Raw genomic sequence first — 22169 nt, 5'->3', positions numbered from 1 at the left:
GCAGGCCATGAAAGATTGGTACCAGACCCACCCGCACCTGTTTCACAAGCGACCATATGATCGTACGGGATGCGACACGTACCGTCACTTATTGCACTGAAAACGAGGAGACCCCGATCACGTCGTGTTCGACACGGCACCCACCGGCCACACCCTGCGGCTGTTGAGCCTGCCGCAAGCCTGGAGCGGCTTCCTAGCAGGCAACGACCGCGGCGCCTCTTGCCTCGGCCCGCATTCGGGCCTGAAGATGCAGGAGGAGCGTTTCAAGGCGGCGCTGGCGGCATTGACCGATCCCGCCCAGACGACGGTGATCCTGGTCACGCGTGCGGACAAGGGCGCCATGGCCGAGGCAGCGCGCAGTTGCGAAGAGTTGAATGCGCTCGGCCTGCACAACCAGCGCCTGGCCATCAACGGTGTGTTCCACGCCGGCGACCGCAGCGATGCCGTGGCGGTTGCCATCGAGGCGTTGGGTCAGCAGGCATTGAAAGACATGCCGACTTCTTTGCAGGCGCTTCCCCAGGACATGATTCCGTTGCGAGCCATCGACACGGTCGGCTTGCCGGCCTTGCGTGCCTTGCTTTCAACCGAGCAAGCGGCGGTCGCCGTGGCCCCCCCGATCGCCGCCGAGCCGATCGCTGCCGGCCATGACCTGGCGACCTTGGCCGATGAACTCGCCGCCGTCGGCCATGGGCTGATCATGGTGATGGGCAAAGGGGGCGTCGGCAAAACCACCATTGCTGCGGCGCTGGCCCTGGGGCTGGTGCAGCGCGGCAAGACCGTGCACCTGAGCACCACCGATCCGGCAGCGCATCTGGCGGGCACGCTGGCGGGTGACTTGCCGGGTCTGCGCCAGGACCGCATCGACCCCAAGGTCGAGACGCAGCGCTACGTCGACAAGATCATGGCAGCCAAGTCGCCGAGTCTGGACGACCAGGAGCGAGCGCTGCTTCTGGAAGACCTGCGCTCGCCCTGCACCGAGGAGGTGGCCGTGTTCCACGCCTTCTCGCGCATCGTCAGCGAAGCACGCAGTGCCTTCGTGGTGCTGGACACGGCCCCCACGGGGCACTCGCTGCTGTTGATGGACGCCACTGGCGCCTACCACCGCCAGATGATGCAAGAGTTCGAAGGCAAGAACGCCGGGCACGTCGTGACGCCCCTGATGCGGCTTCAAGACGGTGCGTACACCAAGATCATTCTGGTGACGCTGCCCGAAGTGACGCCGGTGTCGCAGGCTGCAGCACTGCAGGACGATTTGCGCCGCGCCGGCATCGAGCCCTATGCCTGGGTGCTCAACAGGAGCGTGCTGGCCGCCGGCACCCACGACCCCTTGCTGGCAGCACGACTGGTTGGCGAACGCAGGCAGATGGCGCGCATGGCAGCAGGGCTGGCCCGGCGCAGCTTCGTCGTGCCATGGCTGACCCGCCCGCCCATTGGCATCCCTGAGCTGGGCAGGATGGTGGCGTCGCCGACAGCGGAGGCGACGCGGTCGAGGTGAACGTCCGCCTCAGGTGCTCAGCGCTTCCTTGGCCAGTCCCCAGGCCTGACTGAGTTTTGCTGTGCGCTCAACGTAGGCGCTGCGTACCCGCTCCAGCCTGGCCTCGATCCGCGAACGTGCATCGCCCCGAGCCTTCCCGACCTGCACTTCGATGGCGCGGACCCGGGCATCCGTCTCCTGCTTGAACACGGACAGTTTGTGCGTTGCGCTCTGCTTCGTCTTGGCCAAATCAGCGTGCGCGGCCGCAAGGCTGGTGACCAGGTGCTGCTGCGCTGTCCTGCTTGCATGCTTGCCTTCTGCCTCGAGCTGCGCGATCTCGGTCTTGACCGCAACGATGTCTGCGTCGAACTGTGCCTGCAAGGCGTCGATGCGGGCACGCCGGATGACGACACCGCCCAGCGCGCGCATGGCGGCATCGATCGGGGTGGCCCACTCCTCCTCGACCTCTGCAACCACGGCGGTCTTGCCAGGCTGAAGGAAGTTCGAAGCCTCTTCGACGAAGTCCAGTGCCACGCCCGCCACCCAGTAGTCGCGCACGGTGCCCAGCAACGAACCGGTCGCTGCGCCGACCACGACGCCCAGCGGCCCGCCGAGCAGGCCGATCAGTCCGCCAACGGCCAGGCCCGTGCCTGCGCCGAGCGCGAAGGAATCCGGCGTCTTCTTGACTTTCACGGTGCCGTCCAGGTCCTTGGCGATGACGCCAAGGGCGTACAAGGTGATATCTCCCTCATCGTCGAGATGACGCAAGGCACGCGTCGCTGCCTCGGCGCTCGCTTCATTGTCGAAAACGACCACGATCATTCGGTTCATGTCTTGTTCCGGTGGATTGAAAAGATCAGCCGGTGGCGTCGCCGACCGATTTCTTCAGCCGCGCCATGGCGGCACTCACGTCGCCCTCGAACGTGCGCCAGTGCGCCACGCCTGCGCGGTTCAGTTTGGACAGCTTGTCTTCGGCGCTTCGCAGATCGACCCGCAGGTTTTCGTTCTGGCGGTCGAGCTTGGCCTTCACGTCGCCCGCTGCGTTCGACGCCTTCTTGTCGAGAACGGCCATCTCCTGCTTCGCCGAAGCGATGCCGCGATCGGCCTCTGCCACGAACCGGTCGCGTCGGGTGGTATCACTCGCGTAGTTGAAGGGCGCCAACGCCTTCAGTGCCTCCTTGGTGGCGCCCGGCATCACGATCTTGCCGGCCTCGTCGCGAATCTGCGCGATCGGCACGGCCACGTCGTGCTGTCCCAGGCCCACGAACCCACCCGCACCGATGATGACGTACGACACGTTGCGCTCGGGGTCGATGATCAGGTCTTGCACCTTTCCGATCTTGGTGCCTGCATCGTTGTAGACCGTCTTGCCGAGAATCCCCTTCTTCACGCTCCATCCAAGTGCGAGGTGATCGGTCTCGGTGATGGTGACACCGATGGTGGTCGTGGAACCTGCGACCTGGGCGGTAGCGGCGGTCAGTGTCGTGAGCATGCCGGCAATGCCGAGCGCTGCGAACAGGAGAGTTTTCTTCATGGACTTCTTTCGTTGGTTGAGATGCTTCAACGCGGTTTTACAAAGCCATGAAGCGTGGGTCTGTGCGCTGGCGCACTGCAACGTCCAAGGCGCCAGCTTCGGTTGCTGGCCGTTGACGCTGAGCATGCCGGCCCTGTATTTGGGCTATGCGCCCAACCAGAATCGCTCGCTGCGATCGAGAAAGTCATGCAGGTGCACGAGCACCGAATCCTCGTCGAGCAGCACGACGCCGTACTGTGGCGGCTCGAAGCTGCCCGGGATGTCTTCCGATTCCCGAAGGTGCAGCGCCACCTGGTGGTTGGTTCCGCGCAATGTCGAGAACGGGATGCCGCGCCAGCTGCCCGAGATGGGGCGATGAATGTGGCCGAAGAACAAGTGCTTGACGCGGTGCTCGTGGCCCTTCAACGCCGTCAGCAACCATTCGTTGTCGACCAGGCCGATCCGGTCCATGACCGGGATGCCGAGGTGGAAGGCCGGATGATGCATGAACAGCAGCACCGGCGAATCGCCCTCCGCCAGACGCTGAGAAAGCCAGTTCGCCCGCTGCTCGCAGAAGACGCCGGAATGCGTTCCCGGTTCGTTGGTGTCGAGAAACAGCGCTCTGAACTTGCCGACGGCTTTTTCGTACTGGACGAACCCGTTGTTGTCCACGCCCACCTCTGGGAAGCGTTCCCGGAAATTGGGCCGGCTGTCGTGGTTGCCGAGAATCAGATGAACGGGCATCGGCAGCCGCGCACATTGCTCCGACAGTTGGCGGTAGGCGTCCGCGTGCCCGACATGTGCGAGGTCGCCCGTGATCACGCAGAACGATGCGTCCGCGTGCTCGGCGATCACGCTGTCGATGCAGCGCTCGAACCGTTTGCCGGGGTCATGCCCGTAGAGGGCACGACCCTGCTCGACAAGATGGATGTCCGTGATGTGGATGAACTTGAGCATGGTCGTGCCTGGCGATCAGCGCGGCAGCAGTGCCTGGACCGCCTTGCTCATGTCGGTGAGGGCGACGGCGGGCTGCACCTCTTGCGAGACCACGGTCTGCAGATGATCCTTGATCACATCGGTGATCTTCAAGCCGTTGTCACCCGGAAACGCATACCAGCCCGTGAGAACCGGCATCTGCGCGATGGCGGTCAAGTGATTGGGGTTCGCCTGGTAGAAGGGCGCAAGGAGCTTCGGGTCGTTCGCCGGCAGCGTGTTGGCCGGGAAGTAGCCGGTCGCCTTCACCATGGTCGTCGCACCCAGCGGGCCGGTGGCGAACTTGATGTATTCCCAGGCAGCGGCCTGCTTGGCAGAATCCTTGGAAAACATCATCGCTGCATTGCCGCCGGCCGGCAGGCGGCCGTCCTTGGCCACGGGCATGCGGGCGGTGCGAATCTCGAACTTGCCGCCGACCTGCTTCGTGATGCTGCCCAGGCGCGCCGTGGTCGTCGCCAGTACCGCGAGCTTGCCGCTCACGAAGTCCTGCCAGGCGGCCGAATAGGCGATGTTGCGCATCTCGCCTTGCTTGACGAGCTGCTCGAGGGTTTGAATGGCAGCCTTGCCTGCGGGGCCGTCGAATGCCACCTTCTTCTCGTCGGCGGTCAACATGGTGCCGCCGTTGCTGAAGACCAGCGCCTGCCACATCCAGTTGCCGGTGATGTCCCACTCGACGTGCAGGCTGTCCGTGCCGGGGGTTGCCGATTTCGACTTCTTGGCCGCATTCATGATGGCTTCCCAGGTCGTCGGGAAGCGATCGGGCTCCACGCCCGCCTTGCGCATCAGGTCGGCGTTGTAGTAGATGACGGGTGTGGACAGCGCAAAGCCGATGCCAACCTGCTGACCCTTGACCTGCCCCAGTGACAGCAGCGCCTGGTCGTAGCCCATCCCGGCCCAGCCTTTCTCTGCCTTGATGAAGGGTGTGAGGTCGACGGCGAGCCCGCGGTCGGCAAACACGCGCTGACGATTGAGGCCCTGATAGGACACGTCGGGCAGCTGGCCCGTCACGGCCTGGCGCAAGACCTGTTGCGCGGAGACCTCGTAGTCGGAGTTGGGCGCGCGGAACGTGACCTTGTACTGGGGGAACTTCGCCATGAAGTCTCTCGCGATCGATTCATGGACCTCCTTGAAAAGATCGGCGTAGGCGTAGTCGACGACGATCTCGGTCGGTTGCTGAGCCTGTGCCAGGCCTGCGGCCATCAACATGGTCAGGGCGGCGGTTTTTTTGAACAGTTGTTTCATTGCTTGATTCCTTGCGGTTTAACCCTTGACGCCGGTGAGCGTCACACCTTCGATGAAGCGCTTTTGCGCGACGACGAACAACAGCACCAGCGGCGCCGTGATCAGCACCGTGCCGGCCATCAAAGGACCGAACGCGCTGCCTGCTTCCTCATTGCGGAAGAACATGGTTCCCAATGGCGGTGTCGCCAGATCGGGTGAATTGATGACCAGGAGGGGCCAGAAATAGTCGTTCCAGTGCCAGACCACCGAGAAGATCGAGAACGCCAGCAAGGCGGGCATGGCGGTGGGCAGCATCACGCGCCAGACGATCTCCAGCTCACCCATGCCGTCCAGCCGCGCGGCATGGATCAGGTCGTCGGGCACGGTGCGAAAGAACTGCCGCATCAGGAAGATGCCGAACGCCGACACGCTGAAAGGCAGGATCAGCGCGCCCATCGTGTCGAGCAGACCTGCGTGGTACAGCATCACGTAGAGTGGGATGGCCGTGGCCTGGTACGGCACCATGAGCGCAAGCATCACCAGGCGCCATGCCCACGGCTTGCCGCGGAACGACAGCTTGGCGAAGGCGTAGGCGGCAGGCAGCGCCACCAGGATCTGAAGCACCAGGATCCCCGCGCAGACGAGAACGCCGTTCCACAGGTAGCGCAGCAAGGGGACCTTGGTCAGCGCCAGGGTGTAGTTCTCGACCGCGGCAAAGCGCGTCGGAAAGAGATGGATCTCGCTGCCGAAGATTTCGTCGGCGGGCTTGAGCGAGGTCAGCACCATCCAGATGAAGGGCATCAGGAAGACGAGCGCCACGGCCATCAGGACCCCGTGGCGAAGGATCCGAAAGGAAGGAGAAGGACGTTTCATGCGTAGTGCGTCCGGCGCTCCAGCGCGGCGTGCTGGATCTGGGTCAAGAGGAAGATGCCTGCAATGAAGACGACCGTCATGGCGCTGGCGTAGCCCATGCGGAAGAAGCTGAAACCTTCGGTGTAGATCGTGTGGAGCAGCACCTCGGTGGCCTTGTTCGGCCCGCCCTTCGTGAGCACATGCACGGTGTCGAAGACCTGCAGGGCGCGGATGGCGCACACGGTGATGACGAACAGGGTGGTGGGGCCCAGCAACGGCCAGGTGACGAAGCGGAAGCGATCGAAGGGGCGTTCGATGCCGTCGAGTTCTGCCGCATCGCGCACGTCGCGAGGAATGCCCTGCAAGCCGGCCAGGAAGAACACCAATGCCAGCCCCGACATCTGCCAGATGCCGATCGCGGCGAGCGAGTACAGCGCGAGCCGCCGGTCGTTGAGCCAGTTCTGGGGCGAGAGGCCGACCTGCATCAGCAGGTGATTCACGAGCCCGGCGCTCGGATGCAGCAGGAACTCCCACACGACCGCCATGGCGATCAGCGTCGACGCGGCCGGCATGAAGAAGGCGGTTCGGTAGAAGCCGCGTCCCGACCGATCGGACTCGATCAACAGCGCGAGGCTCAGGCCCAGCACGATCGAGCCCCCGGTGACGAGAACAAGGTAGACGAGGGTGTTGGCGACGGACTTGCGGAACACCGCGTCCGACCAGAGTTCGGCGTAGTTCTGCAGGCCGACCCAGTTCAGCGTGGTCGCGCCGAACTGCCAATCGGTCAGCGACATCAGAACGACGGCCAGCACGGGGATGAACAGCAGAACCGTCGCAAGAAGTCCCGCGGGTGCGAGAAGCGACGCTGTGGAGAGGGGATGGATGCGCATCGTCGGCTTTCAGGCAACCCGGGCCAGGACGTCGCATCGATCGATCGACAGGCGCTGACCGCCTGCGTCGAAGACATGCAGCGCTTCCCACGGGACCGTGACCTCGAACTCGGCCCCTGCGCGCGCAGCCGTGCCGGCCGGGAGGCACACGATGCAGGCCTCGCCCTGGCTCGGCAGGGTCAGCGTGGCCATCAATTCGGTGCCCGCATATTCCACATGGCCGACCACGCCGCGCACGGTGAGGCCAGGCGCCCTCGCCAAGGTGACCGCCTGGGGCCGGAAGGCGACATGGCAGGGTCCGCTGTTCCCCGGGGTAGCCGCGATGCGTTGCGCCAGGCAATGGATCTCGCCGTTGGCGAGGATCTCGCCCGGCACGACGTTGATCCGCGGCGCGCCGACGAATCGCGCGACTTCGAGGCTTCGGGGTCGCATGTACAGATCTTCGGGTGGCGCGACCTGAAGGATGCGGCCTTCGCGCATGACCGCGACACGGTCCGACATGGACATCGCTTCATGTTGATCGTGGGTGACGTAGATGAACGTCACGCCCAACTGGTCGTGAAGCTGGCGGATTTCGGCGCGCAGCGCATGCCGAAGGTTGGCGTCCAGGTTCGAGAGGGGCTCGTCGAACAGGAAAACGGAAGGGTGGCGAACCATCGCACGCGCCAGGGCAACGCGTTGGCGCTGGCCGCCTGAGAGATGCGCCGGCTTGCGATCGAGCAATCCGTCGATGGCGAGTCGTCGTGCGACCTCCTGCGCGCTGGCATGGATGTCGGCGAGCCGTCGCCGCACCCCGGGGGACACCAGGCGTGCCCCCGGCAGGCGACCCCAGAATCCGAGGCCACGCATCACCAGTGGCATCGAGATGTTCTCGCGGACTGTCATGTGGGGGTACAGCGCATAGGACTGGAACACCATCGCGCAGTCCCGCGCGCTGGGCGACAGGGCGAGCAGGTCGCGGTCTCCCATGCGGATCGTGCCCGTGTCGGGCGTGTCCAGGCCGGCGATCAGCTTCAGCAAGGTGGACTTGCCGCAACCGGATGCGCCGAGCAGGGTGAGGAATTCGCCGTCGCGCACGGTCAGGTCGAGTTCCTGAAGAACGGCAGCGCTGCCGAAGCGCTTGGTCAGGCCCGAGATCTGGATGTCAGACATGGTGAGTCGTCTCCGCCGTTGACTGAGTCGATGTCCGGGCGGCCATCCAGCTGTGGAATTCCGCGTAGTCCGAAAACGCGACGACGTACGGGCGCAAGTCGTCGGGGTTGGCCGCGTAGCCGCCCAGGTGAGCCGCCAGCCGTACGCCGGCGGCCTGGGCACATGCCGCGTCGATGCCGGAGTCCCCGACGAAGAGAACCGTCTGCGGCGTCGCGCCCAGTTGGGTGAGTGCGAGGTGCAACGGCGCGGCGTCCGGCTTGGGATGCTCGGCATCGCCCAGGCCGACGATCACATCGAAGAAGCCGGTGAGTGCTGCCTTGTCCAGCAGCGTGCGTGTCGAGTCCTGATCGCGGTTCGTGCAGATCCCCAGGGCGATGCCCTGCGAACGAAGCATCGACAGAAGCTCGAGAGCACCGTCGTATGCCACCGCTTTGTGCAGCCAGTGCGATGCATAGCGTTGCTGGAAGGCCTTCTCGAGGCGCGAGGCCAGCGCGAGTGGCACAGACGCTGTCTGAAGCCGGAGCGCGCTCTGGAAGAGGGCGGTGATGCCCTGGCTCAAGGCCGGACGAAGATGCTGCGGCTCGATGGCCTGCAATCCGGCCAGCACAAGTACCTCATTGGCCGCCGCTGCGAGGGAGGGAAGGGTGTCGAAAAGGGTTCCATCGACATCAAAGACGACTGTTCGTATTTGATCGTTAGTGTTCATGAACTGGATGTTACGAACATGATGAGTCAAACTCGTGACAAATACGGGCGGTACAGTTTCCGCACCGATCACGCGCACACCTCGCGCGTCAACCGTCCTGAGATGCAAGAAAACAGATGCTCAAAGCAGCTCGCCAGAAAGAAATCGTCGCCCTGTTGCAAGGAGGGGGCGTCGTCGAAGTCAGCGTGCTGGCTGAGCGTTTTCAGACCTCGCCCATCACCGTGCGGCGCGACCTCATCGAATTGCAGGAGCGGGGTGTGCTGGCCCGCACGCGAGGAGGGGCGATTCCCGGCAACGAGGTGTATGCGGAGGGTTGGGCGCGTTACGAGAGCGTGAGCTACGCGGAGCGGGAGAGGGAAAACTACCGCGAGAAACGAGCCATCGCAGAACTCGCAGCCCAATCCGTGTCGGACGGTGATTGCATCCTGGTCAACGGTGGGACCACCTGCCGACACCTCGCGGAAGCGCTGCGAGGTCACCACCATCTTCACGTCGTGACCAACGGACTCACCGTCGCGATGGAGTTGGCCAAGAGCAGAAACGCCACGGTGCATCTATTGCCCGGTACCGTGGATTTTCAGAAGATGACGAGTGTCGGTCGCCTCGAGACAGGTGCTTTCGAGAACATCACCGTGAGAGCGGCCTTCCTCGGCGTCCACGGCATCTCCGCGAGCGGGGGCATCGGCATGTTGACACCGGAGGAGGCCGTGATGAACCGAGCCTTCGTGGACGCCGCCCAGTCCGTCAATGTCCTCGTCGACTCCTCCAAATTCAAGGCGCAGGCCATTTTCAGGATCACGCATCTCGACAAGGTCGCGCGCGTGTTCACCGACGATGGCATCACCGATGAGGTGCGACATTCACTGGAGAAGGCCGGTGTGGAGGTGTTGGTGGCTCACGCCGAGGAGAATGGTCACTAGGACGCAAACCGTCATCCCCTGACCGGCCAACGGTTTCCGTTCGCCAGCGTACAGACATGTGCACGATCCGGCCCGAGGATGAACGCCAACGCCCATCTCCGACCCGCCATGAACGCATTGCTGTCACCGCCTCCAACCCCTGCCACGGGAGGCTCCGCGTCCGCGCAGGCGATGAACGAGCCGCTGCAGAAGCAGAGGGGGGTCAGGTTCTCGGCGGGTGCGCACGACGATGACGCTTGTGCCGCCGTGCTGCTTTCGATCGCCGAATGCAGGACGTTGCGTCCTGTGTCCGTCGAGGTGCTGCCGTTTCTCTGCTCCTTTGCCCACCGCCTCAGGCACACCTTCGACGGTTGCGTTGACGTCGCTGTGGACGTCGACCGAGCGTGTTCTGCGTGGACGGTCGACAGGGACGCACTGGAAGAGGCGCTGCTGGAGGTCGTGCTGGGGTCGGTGTGTGCGATACGTCGTCGGGGGCGATTGACGTTGCGGGCCTCCGTCGACGATCGGAGCAACCAACGCAGCACGGTGCTGACGGTGTTCAACAAGGTGCCACACGAAGATTGTTCGACATTCAGTTGGAGAAACTGACTTGCTCTGGCGCTTGATTCCTCCTCACCGACATCCACATCGTCGACATCGCCCGAACCGGGAGAAATCGTCTGTTCGGTAGCGCACTTAATACCGAGATAGACAACGATCGCTTGCGATTTGCGACACCGCGAAAAATGCAGGCAAATCCCTGCACCGGCTGGTCGCCAGCACGGCTATAAGTTCGCCAGCGAACAGATCAGGGGGAATCTTCGAGCCACCCCGGCTCGACGATATTTCGATCGTTCAAACGATCCTCTTGACTGGAACCTCGAATGCCGACCATCGACCAACCGAAGAAGAACCATTTGCTGGCCGCACTGCCCGAGGCGGAGTGGTCGCGGTGGCTTCCACAGCTCGAGCCCGTCTCCTTGCCGCTCGGGAAAGTGCTGTACGAGTCCGGTGGGGTGCAAAGCCACGTGTACTTCCCGACCACCGCGATCGTCTCGCTGCTTTACGTGATGGAGAACGGCGCCTCGGCGGAGATCGCAGTGGTCGGGAACGAAGGCGTCTTGGGCATCTCACTGTTCATGGGGGGTGAATCCACGACCAGTCGCGCTGTCGTCCAAAGCGCCGGGCGTGCCTATCGGTTGAGCGCGGCCGCGATGAAGGACGAGTTCAATCGAGCGCCGGTCCTTCACCTCTTGCTTCGCTATACGCAGGCGCTGATCACCCAGATGGCGCAGACGGCCGTGTGCAACCGCCACCACACGCTGGACCAGCAACTGTGCCGCTGGCTGTTGCTCAGCCTCGACCGGTTGCAGGGCAACGAGTTGATCATGACCCAGGAGCTGATCGCCAACATGCTTGGCGTGCGCCGGGAGGGCGTGACGGAAGGCGCGCTGAAGCTGCAGAAGGCCGGGCTGATCCAGTACGCGCGTGGGCGCATCGAGGTGCTGGATCGGGCCGGCATCGAGCAGCGCAGTTGCGAGTGCTATGCCGTGGTCAAGAATGAATACGACCGGCTGCTGCCCGATCGAACGGCGCATTGATGCAAGCGCGCAGCATCAGGCGATGAGCCGGTTGTTGATCGCGTAGTAGGTCAGATCGCTATTGGTGGACAGGTTGAGCTTCTCCATCAGGCGGGTGCGGTAGGTGCTGACGGTCTTGACGGACAACGCCAGTCCCATGGCGATTGTGCTGGCGGTTTCCCCCTTGGCCAGTTGGCAGAAGACTTGGAACTCGCGTTCGGACAGCTGCTCATGCGCCGCGCAACCACGGCCTCGATGCAGCTGCGTTGGCAGCAGTTCGGTCACTTCCGCCGAGAAGTACCGGCGGCCCATGGCCAGTGTCCGAACGGCCATGATGAGTTCGCTCGGCGCGCAGTTCTTGTTCAGGTAGCCACGTGCACCTTGTCGCAGCGACTCGAGCGCGTAGTGCTCTGCGGGGTGCGCAGTGAACAGCAGGATGCTGACCTTCGGCGCAGCAACGTGGAGGGACGCCAGCGTGTCGAAACCGAGCTGTCCTGGTGCGGGAAGATCGAGGATCAGAACGTCCGGTGGCATCGTGCCTGTGACCCGTTCCATCGCATCGGCGGGCAACCTGGCCTCCCCGACGATCCTGAGGTCGGTGTGCTCGGCAACCAGTCGGCGAAGACCCGCGCGAACCACCGGATGTGGGTCCAGGATGGCGATTTCGATCATGTGAGCTTTCGTGAGCGCCAACCGCGAAGGCGGGGCAGGGTGCCACTGTCGGCGTGACACGCAGCACAGTCTGTACGCTGCCGAACGAAAGCGAAGGAGACCGGCATTCAGGGGATCTCACGGGTGATTGCTGGACGCATCATGGTGATGGGTCGAGACCATGAGCCGGCCCGTCTCCTTTTTCACCACGCCATAGCATTCGCAGGCGCGGGCATTGAGCCCGGCGCGGTTGAGCACTGCGATGTGGCCGCGTCGGTACCGGATGTGCCCGGCAGCCTGCAGCTTGCCGGCGGCTTCGGTGATGCCTTCGCGTCGCACGCCCAGCATGGAACCGATCAGCTCCTGCGTCATGGTCAGTTCGCCTGAAGGGATGCGGTCGAGCGTCAGCAGCAGCCAACGGCACAGTTGCTGCTCCACCGAGTGATAGCGGTTGCACGCGGCGGTCTGCGTGGTCTGCGCGATGAGCGCCTGCGTGTAGCGCAACAGCAGCCGCTGCAGCGCGCCTGCGCGGTCAAACTCGCGTTGCAGTACGGTGCGGCTCAGCCGAAACGCCAAGCCGGCGGTCTGCACCACGGCGGACCCCGGCGTGCTGCCGCCGCCCATGAAGAGGGGGACACCCACCACCCCCTCATGGCCGACGCCTGCCGTCTCGGACGATGCACCCGAGGTCGTCACGTAGTGCAGCGAGACAATGGCCGTCCCGGGGAAATAGGCGTGCTGCAACGGCACGCCAGATGCGTAGAGGGCGTCTCCGAGACGGAGCGTCACGGGTTCCAGGGAGGCGGCGATGGCGGCAAAGTCCGGTGGGGGCAGGGCGGCCAGCAGGTGGTTCTTCCGCGGGTCATGGAAGGTGTCCACGCTAGCGGCTCGCGATCGGGTGGATGCCATCCTCGGCAAACTCGACCCCGATGCCGCGGTAGCCGACGAAGCGGCACGATTCGTCGAAGATGGGCTCCCCGCTCACGCGAAAGTGTTGTCGAACGCCATCGGCGCCAGCGCGCGAAAAGACAAAATCCAGAAAGGGCTGGCGATTGGCGATGAGCTTGCGCAGCGCCTCGCGCTGCGTCTCGTCCCAGCCCGTTGCCGCCATGAACAGTGCAGCGCCGGGTGGGGCTTCCACGGGCAGTCCGAGCATCTCCATCGCCGGTCCCGACAGGTTCAGCAACCGGCCTTCCCCGTCTTCCTCCCAGTGCCAGTCGGACGCCAGCTGCGTGAGGCGCCGATAGCGCGCCTCGCTTTCCGCCAGCGCCGCCGTGCGCTCGCGCACTGTCTGCTCGAGGACCTCGTTGTAGCGCGCCAGCTCCTTGTAGAGCAGCCGCACTTCCAGCATGTTGTGGATGCGCGTCTTCACCTCCAGTAGGTCGAAGGGTTTGCTGATGAAGTCTCTCGCGCCGGCTTGCAACGCACGCAACTTGTGTCCCGGCTGGGCCGTGAGCACGATCACCGGCAGATAGCCGTTGGTCGCCACCGTGTCGAGCCTGTCCATGACCTCGAATCCGTCCATTTCCGGCATCTGCAGGTCCAGCAGGATCAGGTCGAACGGGCTGTCGTGGTGCAGTGTCTCGACATCCCTTGACGACATCGTGGCAACGACGTTGGTGTACCCGGCTTCGGCGAGCACACGCTCCAGCAGTTGCACATTGGCGGGTTCGTCGTCGACGATGAGGATGCGCGCATCGAGCACGTCGTGTGGGTTCAGCATGATGTGTCTCCAGGGATGGCCGTTGCGGCAGCACGGCTCCGCGCCGCCGTCATCGCCGAATCAAGCGTTTCCATGAACTTGTCGACCTTGATGGGTTTGGTGAGGTAGCGGAAGAAGCCCGCTTCGAGCCCCTTCTCGATGTCCCGGGCCATCGCGTTCGCGCTGAGCGCGATCACAGGCATGCAGGAGGTTCGCGCGTCACCGGCCAACGCACGCAGGGCCTCGAGGCCGCTCATGCCCGGCAGGTTGATGTCCATCAGGATCACGTCGGGCTGGCGGCTGCGCGCGATCTGGATGCCGCGCTCCGCGTCCCTGGCGCTGAGCAGGCGGATGTCGGGGCGGCGGGCGATCAGCTTCTCGATCAGAAGCAGGTTGGCCGGGTTGTCCTCCACGCAGAGCAAGGTCTGGCGGGGCGCGTTTGCGTCGCCTCGGGCGCGAGGAAGGGGCTCGAGTCTTGCAAAGTCGGACCCGAGTTCAGGTGCGGCCGCCGCGTCCAGTTCGATCCAGAACGTGCTGCCGACCCCGACGGTGCTCATGGCGCCGATGGCGCCGCCCATCAGCTCGATCAGGCGCTTGCTGACCACCAGGCCGATGCCGGTGCCTTCCTCCGTGCCGGATTCCTGGCCCAGCCGGTTGAAGGGCTGGAACAGCTGGGCCAGCTTTTCAGGAGGCAGGCCTGGGCCGGTGTCTTCGAACGTCACCCGCACACGCCCCGTGCCAGCGTCGTGGCATGCGATCTTCACCGAACCGCCCGGTCGGTTGTACTTGATCGCGTTGGACAACAGGTTGACCAACACCTGCTTGACCCGGGTTCGGTCAGCCTTGACGAAATGAGGGCAGGCGAGCCCCGGAAACATCACGGCGATACCGCTCTTGCGGGCTTGCGGCTCGATCATCGCCTGGCAGTCGGTCAGGACGTCCGCCAGCGCCATCGATTCCGGAGACAGTGACAGCTTGCCGGATTCGATCAGCGACAGATCCAGGATCTCGTTGATGAGCGCCAGCAGATACCACCCGGCAACCAGCACCTGATCGATGCTCTCTTTCTGCGGCGGTGTGGGGGCGGGTGAGCCGCTATCCAGCAGCTGCGCGAAGCCGAGAATCGCGTTCAGCGGCGAGCGCAACTCGTGGCTCATGCTCGACAGAAACTCCGACTTCGCCAGGTTCGCCTTCTCGGCAACTTGCTTGGCATGCGCCAGGTCGGCATTCATGAGCAGCCGGGCTTGCGCAGCTTCCATGCGAGCGGTGACATCGGTGCGGATGGAGATGTACTTCTGGGTCTGTCCCGCTTCGTCGAGGAAAGGGGCGATGACGCTGTCGACCCAGTAGAGCGATCCGTCCTTCGCACGATTGCAGATCTCTCCTCGCCAGCGTTCGCCCGCGGTGATGCTGCGCCACATGTCGATCCAGAATGTCTCGCTCTGCACACCCGAATTGACGATGCGGTGCGTCTGACCAAGGAGCTCGGCCCGGCTGTAGCCAGAGATCAGGCAAAAGCCGTCGTTGACCTCGACGATGCGTCCAGACCGGTCGGTCACGGAGACGATGGAGTGCAGGTGGATCGTTTGCAGCAGGGCGTCGTGCTCGCGCTTGGCCGCCTCGGCCTGCTTGCGTGCACTGTTGTCCGTTGCAATAAGGAGGTAGCCGATGATCGCTTCATCGGCGTCGCGCAGTGCCGTGACCGAGACCACGACGGGGAAGCGGCTGCCGTTCTTGCGGATGCAAGTCAGTTCGTAGATGTCTTCGATGCCGTGGGCGGCTTTGAAGACCAGCGCATCAAACCCCGGAGCAATCGGCGTCGACAGCTCGATGCTCAAGGCCTTGGCCCGAGCGATGAGTTCTGCCGGGTCTGAAATGTCTGCGGGCGTGATGCGGTCGATGACTTCAGCAGCGGTATAGCCGAGCATGCGTTCCGCGCCCACGTTGAAAATCTGGATCACACCGTTCGCATCCGTGGCGATTTTGGAGAACATCGCGCTGTTGAAGATGGCGGCCTGGAGTGCGGCGGCCTGGCGGAGGGCGTCGGACTGATTCTTTGGGGGCATTGGGTTTCCTGAGCCGGACAGGGTTGCAGGCTGGCCGCGCGGCGTCGGTGCGTTAGGGCACATAGGGCGCATTGGCTGCACGCGACGGCGTGTGTGCGCTGGCAGACAGTCATGGATGTGCCCATCGGGAATGCTCCGGTCTCCTCCATCCAGTGCATGGCGAGTCGCCATGCAGCACCCGTGAAGCAGACCGCACAACGTCTTTTTTTCGCCCTGCGACCGGCACTGTTCGTCCTGGCGTCGCTCGCATGCGCTGGCACCGCTGTCGCGCAACCGGCCGAACTCAGCGTGGCCTACCGCGAACAGGTCCCGCAGCGGCTCGACCTTCCGCCGGATGCGGTTCTGCATTACGCCGAACTCGCACGCGAGCAGTTTCAGCGCGCAGGTGTGCCATTGCTGGGTTCGCAGTACGTTGCGGTGGTCGACCGCAGTCCGCAGGTGCAGGCCATCCTGGTCTATTGGGTTGCGTTGGGCGAGCCAGCCCTCCTGATCGGTGCCTCACCGGTGTCGACGGGTCGGGTCGGGCAGTTCGATCACTTCGAGACGCCGCTCGGCGTGTTCGATCATTCGCTTTCCAACCCCGACTTCCGCGCGGAAGGCACTCGAAACGAGTTCGGGTTCCGCGGCTATGGTGCCAAGGGGATGCGGGTGTACGACCTGGGCTGGCAGAAGGCCCGGCGAGGCTGGGGCAAGGGCGGTGACAGCACCATGCGGCTTCAGATGCATGCGACCGACCCGGTGCTGGCGGAGCACAAGCTGGGGAGCGTGCAGTCCAAGGGCTGCATCCGGATTCCAGCGGCGCTCAACCGGCTGCTCGATCATTTCGGTGTGCTCGATGCCGACTATGAAACGGCAGCGAGCGCGTCCGCCCTGGCCGAAGGAACGCCACCTTGGGTGCTGGCGCAGGATCGACGGCCGATCAGCGATGCCGGGCGCTATCTCGTCGTTGTCGACAGCCAGCGCGACACGCGCCCGGACTGGTCGCCTGCGCCGTTGCCGTTGCCGTTGCCGTGATGCTCTGTGCGCTGGCAGACGGTCGGCGTGGCCGATTTGCGTCAATGTGAGAAGGACGCAAGGAGACGCGTGCGCATTGCGAAGGCAAGCCGCTGTGAGACTCCGCGCGGCGCAATCTCCGGAAGAGACAATGAACCTGAAAAACACAAGCAAAGCATTCAGCAGCGCCGTCATCGACATGCATTGGTTGACAGCGCTGCTGCTGGCCGCGGTCTATGCATGCATGGAACTTCGCGGCTGGGCACCGGAGGGAAGTAGCTTGCGCGCCAGCATGAAAGCCCTTCACTTCTCTTTGGGCCTCTGCGTTCTTCTGACTGTGGCCGCGCGTCTCGCGGTGCGCTGGACGGCGGGTGCGGCGCCGCCCATTGTTCCGGCGTTATCGGCGACGCAAGGGTTGCTCGCACGGCTAGGGCACGTCGCGCTCTATGCGTTCCTCATCGCGATGCCTATCCTCGGCTGGCTCACGCTCAGCGCGGCGGGAAAGCCCATCCTGCTCTTTGGCGCAGCACTGCCTGCGCTGATGGCGCCCGACGAAGCACTGGCCAGCCAGGTCAAGGCGCTGCACGAAACGCTGGCGACGATCGGCTACTTCCTGATGGGTCTGCACGCCGCAGCGGCGCTGGCGCATCACTACCTGCGGCACGACAACACGCTGGTGCGCATGCTGGCATCACGGCGAAAGAACGGAGGCAACCGGTGACATCCCCACGCAGCCGCGCCCACAGGGAACGCCACCGCACCGACCGTGTCGGCTGGCTGCGCGCAGCCGTGCTGGGTGCCAACGACGGCATTGTGTCGACGGCCAGTCTGGTGGCCGGCGTAGCGGCGGCCCATGCCAGCCACGGAAGCATCCTCACCACGGCGATCGCCGGGCTGGTGGCCGGGGCCATGTCGATGGCCGCCGGAGAATACGTTTCGGTTCACTCGCAGGCCGACACGGAGAAGGCCGACCTCGAGCGGGAACGCGTCGAACTGCAGACCGAGCCGGCTGCCGAGCACCGCGAACTGGCGGCCATCTATGTGCGCCGCGGTCTCGATGCCACGCTCGCGAAAGAGGTCGCACAGCAACTGATGGCGCACGACGCGCTCGGCGCGCATGCGCGCGATGAACTCGGCATCTCGACCGTGCTGAGCGCTCGGCCGGTGCAGGCCGCGCTGGCCTCCGCAAGCAGCTTTGCGGCCGGTGCAGCGCTGCCGTTGGGGGTGGTCATGCTGGCCCCCCATGACGCGTTGATGCCTTGGCTGTGCGGCAGCACGCTGGTGTTCCTGGCGGGTCTCGGCGCGGTGGCGGCGCGCGTCGGCGGCGCCGGCATGGTCGTCGGGGCGTGGCGGGTCACGTTCTGGGGTGCGCTGGCCCTCGGTATCACCTGGGGTGTCGGCGCACTCTTCGGCGCCGCGGTCTGACGACGCAGGCCCAGGCGTCAGTCCAGCAGAACCAGGTCGCCGCGGGCTGCCGCGCCTTCCACGTCGTTCAGCGGGAGCATGGTGCAGTTCTGGCCCTTCGCCCCCCAGATCACTTCGACCACCGGACCCTCCATCTTCTCGATCAGGCACGGGCCTTTGGGGATGGTGCGATGCCGGCCATCGTCCCCCCGATAGCGCATCGCCGCGGTGATGCGGGCACTGTGCATCGTCAGCGGCTGTGCCGGCGTGGTCGACGGGGGCGTGTGTGGATCAGGCATGTGCGCATGTTCGCCGCGGCCGGCCATTCTTTCCGTTCGCCAGCGCACAGACCTGGCGCTGCCCGGCCCACTAGCCTCCAGGCCATGACTACTCCACCCGAAGCCTATCTCGTCGGGAGCGGCATCGGCTCGCTGGCCGCGGCCGCCTTCATGGTTCGCGACGGCCACATCCCGGGCGATCACATCACGATCTTCGAAGCCGGTCCGGTGGCGGGCGGCAGCCTCGACGGCGCAGGCGATCCCGTGAAGGGCTACTCGCTGCGCGGAGGGCGGATGCTGACCACCGACAACTACGAATGCACCTGGGACCTGTTCAAGACGATCCCCGCGCTCGGCGAGCGCGTTACCACCGTGTTCGAAGAGACGCTCGCATTCAACGAAAAGCACAAGTCGCATGCGATGGCGCGTCTGGTCGATCGACGGCGTGCCAAGGTGCCGGTGAAGTCGATGGGCTTCTCCATGCAGGACCGGCTGGAGCTCCTCAAGCTCAGCACCGCCGATGAAGCCACGATGGGCGCCAGCCGGATCACCGACTGGTTGTCGCCAGCTTTCTTCGAAACCGAGTTCTGGTTCATGTGGGTGACGACCTTCGCGTTCCAGCCCTGGCACAGCGCGGTCGAGTTCAGGCGTTACCTGCATCGCTTCGTGCTGGAGTTTTCTCGCATCGAGACCCTCGGGGGTGTCAAGCGGACGGTTTTCAACCAATACGACTCGCTGGTGCGTCCGTTGCAGGCCTGGCTGGAGGGGCAGGGCGTCCACTTCGTGATGGACTGCATGGTGACCATGCTCGACCACACCACCCGTGAAGACCGCCTGGTGGTGACCGGCATTCACACGACGCATCAGGGGCAATCCGCGCGCATCGCGGTGGGAGACGGCGACCTGGTGTTTCTTCAGAACGGCTCCATGACCGATTCGTCCAGCCTCGGTTCGATGAGCGAGGCACCGCCGCAACGCAGCAAGACGGAGGGGGGCGGCTGGACGCTGTGGGAGAACCTGGCAACGAACCGGCCCGGCTTCAGCAACCCGGGGGCCTTCAACAGCTGCATCGCGCAGTCCTGCTGGGAGTCGTTCACCGTCACGCTGCAGAACCCCGAATTCTTCGATGCGATGGCGCAGTTCAGCGGCAACGAGGCGGGCACCGGCGGCTTGGTGACCTTCAAGGATTCGAACTGGCTCATGTCGATCGTGCTGGCCCACCAGCCGCACTTCATCGACCAGCCGGCGGACGTGCAGGTGTTCTGGGGCTACGGCCTGTTGCCAGACCGGGTCGGCAACTTCGTGCCGAAGCCGATGGAGCAGTGCAATGGGGCGGAGATCCTTCAGGAACTCTGCGGCCACCTGCGCTTCGACCTCTCGACCGTTGAGACGGGCAACTGCATTCCCTGCCGCATGCCCTACATCACCAGCATGTTCATGCCGCGCATGCCCGGCGATCGGCCGCTGCCGGTGCCCGCAGGCTCCCAAAACCTTGCATTCGTCAGCCAGTTCGTGGAGCTGGCGGACGATGTGGTCTTCACCGTCGAGTACTCGGTGCGGGCGGCGCAGACGGCCGTTTATGAACTGCTGCACATCGACCGCAAGATCCCGCCCGTCACGCGCCACGACAGATCGATCAAGGCGGAGTTCGAGGCCTTGGTCAAGGCATTCGAGTGAGCCCGAGTGCGAGTCCGGTCAGTGCGAATCGCTGCTCGATAGTGTCGCGATAGCCGAGGCCTACCCGCCGACGACATGGATGCGACACGTCTCGTTCTGATCATGCTGCTGGCCGTCGTTGCCAGCCGTCTGATCGCCCGAGCCGTGCGCCTGCCGGTGCCGCTGATCCAGATCGCGCTCGGATGCGGCGTGTTCTATTCGGGCCTCACGTCCGTGGCGCTCGACCCGGATGTGTTCTTCCTTCTGTTGCTGCCTCCACTGTTGTTCCTCGACGGATGGCGCATCCCCAAGGACGACCTCCGGCGCGATGCGCCGACCGTCGTCACGCTGGCATTGGGGCTGGTGGTCTTCACGGTGCTTGGCATCGGGCTGCTGATCCATTGGTTGATCCCCGCGGTGCCGCTGCCGGTGGCGTTCGCGCTGGCGGCCGTGATCTCGCCGACCGACCCGATCGCCGTGTCGGCCATCGCGGGCCAGACGCCGCTTCCATTGCGCATGCGCCGCATCCTCGAGGGCGAAGCGCTCTTCAACGACGCCTCGGGCCTCGTGTGCATGCGATTCGCCGTCGCCGCCGCGCTCACGGGGTCGTTCGGACTCTCGCAGGCGCTGCTCGACTTCCTGTGGGTCGCCTCGGGTGGGTTGGGCGTCGGGTTCGCCGTGACCTGGCTGGTGACACGTGCGCGCTCGTCGTCGCCGTCAGTGCTGGTGGGCGACGACGGCGGCGCGCAGATCCTTGCGAGCGTGTTGATTCCCTTTGGCGTGTACCTGCTGGCCGAAGCCCTGCATTGCTCGGGCATTCTGGCCGCCGTCGCGGCCGGCATCACGATGGGCCACAGTCCACATGCGCACTGGCAGGCGGTCACGCGCATCCGGCGCACGGCAGTATGGGACACGTTGCAGCTGTTGGCCAACGGCAGTGTGTTCGTGCTCCTGGGCGAGCAGATTCCGTCGATCCTCGCCGGTGCGGGCGAGACCGTACGAATAACGGGACATCACAACCCGTGGTGGCTCGGTGTGTATGTGCTGGGCATCGTCATCGCCCTGGCTGCGCTGCGCTTCGCGTGGGTCTGGGCATCGATGAAGGTCGCCTACCTGGGCATGCAGTCCCTCGTGCAGACGTCCCACGGCCAGCGGTGGCGTGTGGTGGCTGCCATGTCGGTGGCGGGCGTGCGGGGCGCCGTCACGCTGGCAGGCGTGCTCACCTTGCCTTTGGCGCTGAGCGACGGCACACCCTTTCCGGGCCGCGATCTGGCCATTTTTCTAGCGGCCGGTGTCATCCTGATGTCGCTTCTGGTCGCCACCGTGTTGCTGCCACGCGCGCTGCGGGGCGTGGTGTTGCCTGAGACGTCCCGTGTCGCCGAGGAGGAACAGGCCAGAGCATGGGCAGCCGAAGCCGCCATCGGTGCGATCGAACGTGCCCAGCTTGCTCGCTTGCTCCCAACGTCTACAAGCGCCGGCGTCGACGCCGGTGTCTACGCGGCAGCGGCGTCCCGTCTGATCGCACTTTATCGGCAGCAAATCGATATGGATCCTGGCAAAGCTGGCGCCGCAGACCGGCGGCACGCAGCCGATGCCATCGACAGCCAACTGCGCCTGGTCGGGCTGCGTGCCGAGCGCGATGAAATTCTGCTGCGCGCCCACGACCACCGGATCAGCGACGCGACGCAAGCGCGCATGGTGCGCGAGATCGATCTCCAGGAGGCGCGTTACAGCGGTGCGCAGGCGGGATGACGCTTGCCGACGAATCATCGTCGCCGCGGAGGTGCGTTGGCGCACAGACCTCAGAGGCCGTTGCCGCACAAGCTGCCTCTTTCCAACAAGGATGACAGTCATGACCAAAACCGATAGCCAGATCCAGCACGACGTGCTGGCCGAACTTGCGTGGGAGCCTTCGGTAGGCGCCGCAGCCATCGGTGTCGAGGTCAAGGACGGCATCGTGACGCTGGCCGGCCATGTGGCCAGCTTCAACGAGAAGTGGGAAGCCGAGCACGCAGCTCTGCGGGGTCTCCTCGTTTTCAGTGCAATAAGTGACGGTACGAAAAGCTAGCACTGGCGCGGAGGTGGTGTTGGTAGATCGTTGATTTCATTGACTTTCCTGTTCACTTTCAAATCTGCGAT

Annotated in this window: 22 protein-coding genes and 1 pseudogene; 10 read left to right on the top strand and 13 right to left on the bottom strand. The window is 64.5% G+C overall.

What is annotated here, in order from left to right:
• Nucleotides 1-115: 115 nt before the first annotated feature.
• Nucleotides 116-1495, top strand: a pseudogene (locus tag PO605_RS30100) (ArsA-related P-loop ATPase); the annotation flags it as partial.
• 9 nt (nucleotides 1496-1504) lie between these two features.
• Here PO605_RS30100 and PO605_RS30095 read toward each other — a convergent pair.
• Genes PO605_RS30095 through PO605_RS30060 form a run of 8 tightly spaced genes read right to left on the bottom strand, consistent with a single transcriptional unit; the run spans nucleotide 1505 to nucleotide 8801 of the window.
• Complete coding sequence (locus tag PO605_RS30095) at nucleotides 1505-2305, bottom strand: DUF1269 domain-containing protein (RefSeq protein WP_082138174.1); 801 nt, start codon at nucleotides 2303-2305, stop codon at nucleotides 1505-1507.
• A gap of 25 nt (nucleotides 2306-2330) precedes the next feature.
• Nucleotides 2331-3134, bottom strand: coding sequence for a PRC-barrel domain-containing protein (locus PO605_RS30090; protein WP_236658049.1), 804 nt, complete (start codon nucleotides 3132-3134; stop codon nucleotides 2331-2333).
• 18 nt (nucleotides 3135-3152) lie between these two features.
• On the bottom strand, nucleotides 3153-3944 hold the full coding sequence (locus PO605_RS30085) for a phosphodiesterase (protein ID WP_017405781.1): 792 nt from the start codon (nucleotides 3942-3944) through the stop codon (nucleotides 3153-3155).
• A 15-nt stretch (nucleotides 3945-3959) separates the two neighbouring features.
• The gene (locus PO605_RS30080; protein ID WP_017405782.1) at nucleotides 3960-5222 is read right to left on the bottom strand and encodes an ABC transporter substrate-binding protein; all 1263 of its coding nucleotides are present in this window, start codon (nucleotides 5220-5222) and stop codon (nucleotides 3960-3962) included.
• 18 nt (nucleotides 5223-5240) lie between these two features.
• Nucleotides 5241-6074 (bottom strand): carbohydrate ABC transporter permease, encoded by an 834-nt coding sequence (locus tag PO605_RS30075; RefSeq protein ID WP_026062489.1) that lies wholly within the window; start codon nucleotides 6072-6074, stop codon nucleotides 5241-5243.
• The gene (locus PO605_RS30070) at nucleotides 6071-6943 is read right to left on the bottom strand and encodes a carbohydrate ABC transporter permease (RefSeq protein ID WP_026062490.1); all 873 of its coding nucleotides are present in this window, start codon (nucleotides 6941-6943) and stop codon (nucleotides 6071-6073) included. Before PO605_RS30070 ends, PO605_RS30075 begins: the two co-directional genes overlap by 4 nt.
• A 9-nt stretch (nucleotides 6944-6952) precedes the next feature.
• Entirely contained in the window at nucleotides 6953-8095 is a 1143-nt protein-coding gene (locus PO605_RS30065) for an ABC transporter ATP-binding protein (RefSeq protein WP_017405785.1), read from the bottom strand.
• Complete coding sequence (locus PO605_RS30060; protein ID WP_017405786.1) at nucleotides 8088-8801, bottom strand: HAD family hydrolase; 714 nt, start codon at nucleotides 8799-8801, stop codon at nucleotides 8088-8090. The genes PO605_RS30065 and PO605_RS30060 overlap by 8 nt, the downstream gene beginning before the upstream one ends.
• A gap of 116 nt (nucleotides 8802-8917) precedes the next feature.
• On the opposite strand from PO605_RS30060, the gene PO605_RS30055 reads away from it, so the two are divergent.
• The 3 genes from PO605_RS30055 (at nucleotide 8918) to PO605_RS30045 (ending at nucleotide 11301) form a co-directional block, all read left to right on the top strand.
• Nucleotides 8918-9721: a DeoR/GlpR family DNA-binding transcription regulator gene (locus PO605_RS30055; protein WP_017405787.1), complete on the top strand. Its 804-nt coding sequence runs from the start codon at nucleotides 8918-8920 to the stop codon at nucleotides 9719-9721.
• Nucleotides 9722-9829: 108 nt separating this feature from the next.
• Nucleotides 9830-10309 carry a hypothetical protein gene (locus tag PO605_RS30050; RefSeq protein WP_146100201.1) on the top strand — a complete coding sequence of 160 codons (480 nt, stop codon included), beginning with the start codon at nucleotides 9830-9832 and terminating at the stop codon, nucleotides 10307-10309.
• A 275-nt stretch (nucleotides 10310-10584) separates the two neighbouring features.
• Nucleotides 10585-11301, top strand: a complete 717-nt coding sequence (locus tag PO605_RS30045; protein WP_017405789.1) for a Crp/Fnr family transcriptional regulator — start codon at nucleotides 10585-10587, stop codon at nucleotides 11299-11301.
• 15 nt (nucleotides 11302-11316) lie between these two features.
• On the opposite strand, the gene PO605_RS30040 is transcribed toward PO605_RS30045, so the two are convergent.
• The 4 genes from PO605_RS30040 to PO605_RS30025 form a co-directional block, all read right to left on the bottom strand.
• Nucleotides 11317-11952: a response regulator gene (locus PO605_RS30040; protein ID WP_017405790.1), complete on the bottom strand. Its 636-nt coding sequence runs from the start codon at nucleotides 11950-11952 to the stop codon at nucleotides 11317-11319.
• A gap of 117 nt (nucleotides 11953-12069) precedes the next feature.
• Nucleotides 12070-12810, bottom strand: a complete 741-nt coding sequence (locus PO605_RS30035; RefSeq protein WP_017405791.1) for a Crp/Fnr family transcriptional regulator — start codon at nucleotides 12808-12810, stop codon at nucleotides 12070-12072.
• Between the two features lies 1 nt (nucleotide 12811).
• Nucleotides 12812-13654 (bottom strand): response regulator, encoded by an 843-nt coding sequence (locus tag PO605_RS30030; protein WP_017405792.1) that lies wholly within the window; start codon nucleotides 13652-13654, stop codon nucleotides 12812-12814.
• A complete protein-coding gene (locus tag PO605_RS30025; RefSeq protein WP_017405793.1) occupies nucleotides 13648-15699 on the bottom strand; it encodes a PAS domain-containing hybrid sensor histidine kinase/response regulator in 2052 nt (683 codons plus the stop codon). The genes PO605_RS30030 and PO605_RS30025 overlap by 7 nt, the downstream gene beginning before the upstream one ends.
• A gap of 111 nt (nucleotides 15700-15810) precedes the next feature.
• On the opposite strand from PO605_RS30025, the gene PO605_RS30020 reads away from it, so the two are divergent.
• From PO605_RS30020 to PO605_RS30010, 3 genes are all read left to right on the top strand, one after another.
• Nucleotides 15811-16713 carry a hypothetical protein gene (locus PO605_RS30020; protein WP_017405794.1) on the top strand — a complete coding sequence of 301 codons (903 nt, stop codon included), beginning with the start codon at nucleotides 15811-15813 and terminating at the stop codon, nucleotides 16711-16713.
• A gap of 130 nt (nucleotides 16714-16843) precedes the next feature.
• Nucleotides 16844-17413, top strand: a complete 570-nt coding sequence (locus tag PO605_RS30015; protein ID WP_026062493.1) for a cytochrome b — start codon at nucleotides 16844-16846, stop codon at nucleotides 17411-17413.
• Nucleotides 17410-18117 carry a VIT1/CCC1 transporter family protein gene (locus tag PO605_RS30010; RefSeq protein ID WP_017405796.1) on the top strand — a complete coding sequence of 236 codons (708 nt, stop codon included), beginning with the start codon at nucleotides 17410-17412 and terminating at the stop codon, nucleotides 18115-18117. The genes PO605_RS30015 and PO605_RS30010 overlap by 4 nt, the downstream gene beginning before the upstream one ends.
• A 17-nt stretch (nucleotides 18118-18134) precedes the next feature.
• Here the strand turns inward: PO605_RS30010 and PO605_RS30005 are convergent, their stop codons facing one another.
• Entirely contained in the window at nucleotides 18135-18395 is a 261-nt protein-coding gene (locus PO605_RS30005) for a hypothetical protein (RefSeq protein WP_146100200.1), read from the bottom strand.
• Nucleotides 18396-18479: 84 nt separating this feature from the next.
• Here PO605_RS30005 and PO605_RS30000 point away from each other — a divergent pair, with 84 nt between their 5' ends.
• The 3 genes from PO605_RS30000 (at nucleotide 18480) to PO605_RS29990 (ending at nucleotide 22098) form a co-directional block, all read left to right on the top strand.
• A complete protein-coding gene (locus PO605_RS30000; protein WP_017405798.1) occupies nucleotides 18480-20051 on the top strand; it encodes an oleate hydratase in 1572 nt (523 codons plus the stop codon).
• 75 nt (nucleotides 20052-20126) lie between these two features.
• Nucleotides 20127-21782: a Na+/H+ antiporter gene (locus tag PO605_RS29995; protein ID WP_017405799.1), complete on the top strand. Its 1656-nt coding sequence runs from the start codon at nucleotides 20127-20129 to the stop codon at nucleotides 21780-21782.
• Between the two features lie 100 nt (nucleotides 21783-21882).
• Nucleotides 21883-22098 carry a BON domain-containing protein gene (locus tag PO605_RS29990; protein ID WP_203400415.1) on the top strand — a complete coding sequence of 72 codons (216 nt, stop codon included), beginning with the start codon at nucleotides 21883-21885 and terminating at the stop codon, nucleotides 22096-22098.
• Nucleotides 22099-22169: the final 71 nt, after the last annotated feature.

This window comes from Delftia sp. DT-2 (genome assembly GCF_028401915.1).
Classification (GTDB): Bacteria; Pseudomonadota; Gammaproteobacteria; order Burkholderiales; family Burkholderiaceae_C; genus Comamonas; species Comamonas tsuruhatensis.
Note: the sequence above shows the minus strand (reverse complement) of the source record. Positions and strands in the feature narration are given on the sequence as shown.

Coding starts and splice junctions, on each gene's coding strand:
- PO605_RS30030 (WP_017405792.1), bottom strand. CDS start 13,654: ATGCTGAACCCACACGACGTGCTCGATGCGCGCATCCTCATCGTCGAC.
- PO605_RS30025 (WP_017405793.1), bottom strand. CDS start 15,699: ATGCCCCCAAAGAATCAGTCCGACGCCCTCCGCCAGGCCGCCGCACTC.
- PO605_RS29990 (WP_203400415.1), top strand. CDS start 21,883: ATGACCAAAACCGATAGCCAGATCCAGCACGACGTGCTGGCCGAACTT.
- PO605_RS30090 (WP_236658049.1), bottom strand. CDS start 3,134: ATGCTCAGCGTCAACGGCCAGCAACCGAAGCTGGCGCCTTGGACGTTG.
- PO605_RS30075 (WP_026062489.1), bottom strand. CDS start 6,074: ATGAAACGTCCTTCTCCTTCCTTTCGGATCCTTCGCCACGGGGTCCTG.
- PO605_RS30040 (WP_017405790.1), bottom strand. CDS start 11,952: ATGATCGAAATCGCCATCCTGGACCCACATCCGGTGGTTCGCGCGGGT.
- PO605_RS30015 (WP_026062493.1), top strand. CDS start 16,844: ATGAACCTGAAAAACACAAGCAAAGCATTCAGCAGCGCCGTCATCGAC.
- PO605_RS30005 (WP_146100200.1), bottom strand. CDS start 18,395: ATGCCTGATCCACACACGCCCCCGTCGACCACGCCGGCACAGCCGCTG.
- PO605_RS30055 (WP_017405787.1), top strand. CDS start 8,918: ATGCTCAAAGCAGCTCGCCAGAAAGAAATCGTCGCCCTGTTGCAAGGA.
- PO605_RS30060 (WP_017405786.1), bottom strand. CDS start 8,801: ATGAACACTAACGATCAAATACGAACAGTCGTCTTTGATGTCGATGGA.
- PO605_RS30070 (WP_026062490.1), bottom strand. CDS start 6,943: ATGCGCATCCATCCCCTCTCCACAGCGTCGCTTCTCGCACCCGCGGGA.
- PO605_RS29995 (WP_017405799.1), top strand. CDS start 20,127: ATGGATGCGACACGTCTCGTTCTGATCATGCTGCTGGCCGTCGTTGCC.
- PO605_RS30065 (WP_017405785.1), bottom strand. CDS start 8,095: ATGTCTGACATCCAGATCTCGGGCCTGACCAAGCGCTTCGGCAGCGCT.
- PO605_RS30095 (WP_082138174.1), bottom strand. CDS start 2,305: ATGAACCGAATGATCGTGGTCGTTTTCGACAATGAAGCGAGCGCCGAG.
- PO605_RS30050 (WP_146100201.1), top strand. CDS start 9,830: ATGAACGCATTGCTGTCACCGCCTCCAACCCCTGCCACGGGAGGCTCC.
- PO605_RS30020 (WP_017405794.1), top strand. CDS start 15,811: ATGGATGTGCCCATCGGGAATGCTCCGGTCTCCTCCATCCAGTGCATG.
- PO605_RS30080 (WP_017405782.1), bottom strand. CDS start 5,222: ATGAAACAACTGTTCAAAAAAACCGCCGCCCTGACCATGTTGATGGCC.
- PO605_RS30085 (WP_017405781.1), bottom strand. CDS start 3,944: ATGCTCAAGTTCATCCACATCACGGACATCCATCTTGTCGAGCAGGGT.
- PO605_RS30045 (WP_017405789.1), top strand. CDS start 10,585: ATGCCGACCATCGACCAACCGAAGAAGAACCATTTGCTGGCCGCACTG.
- PO605_RS30000 (WP_017405798.1), top strand. CDS start 18,480: ATGACTACTCCACCCGAAGCCTATCTCGTCGGGAGCGGCATCGGCTCG.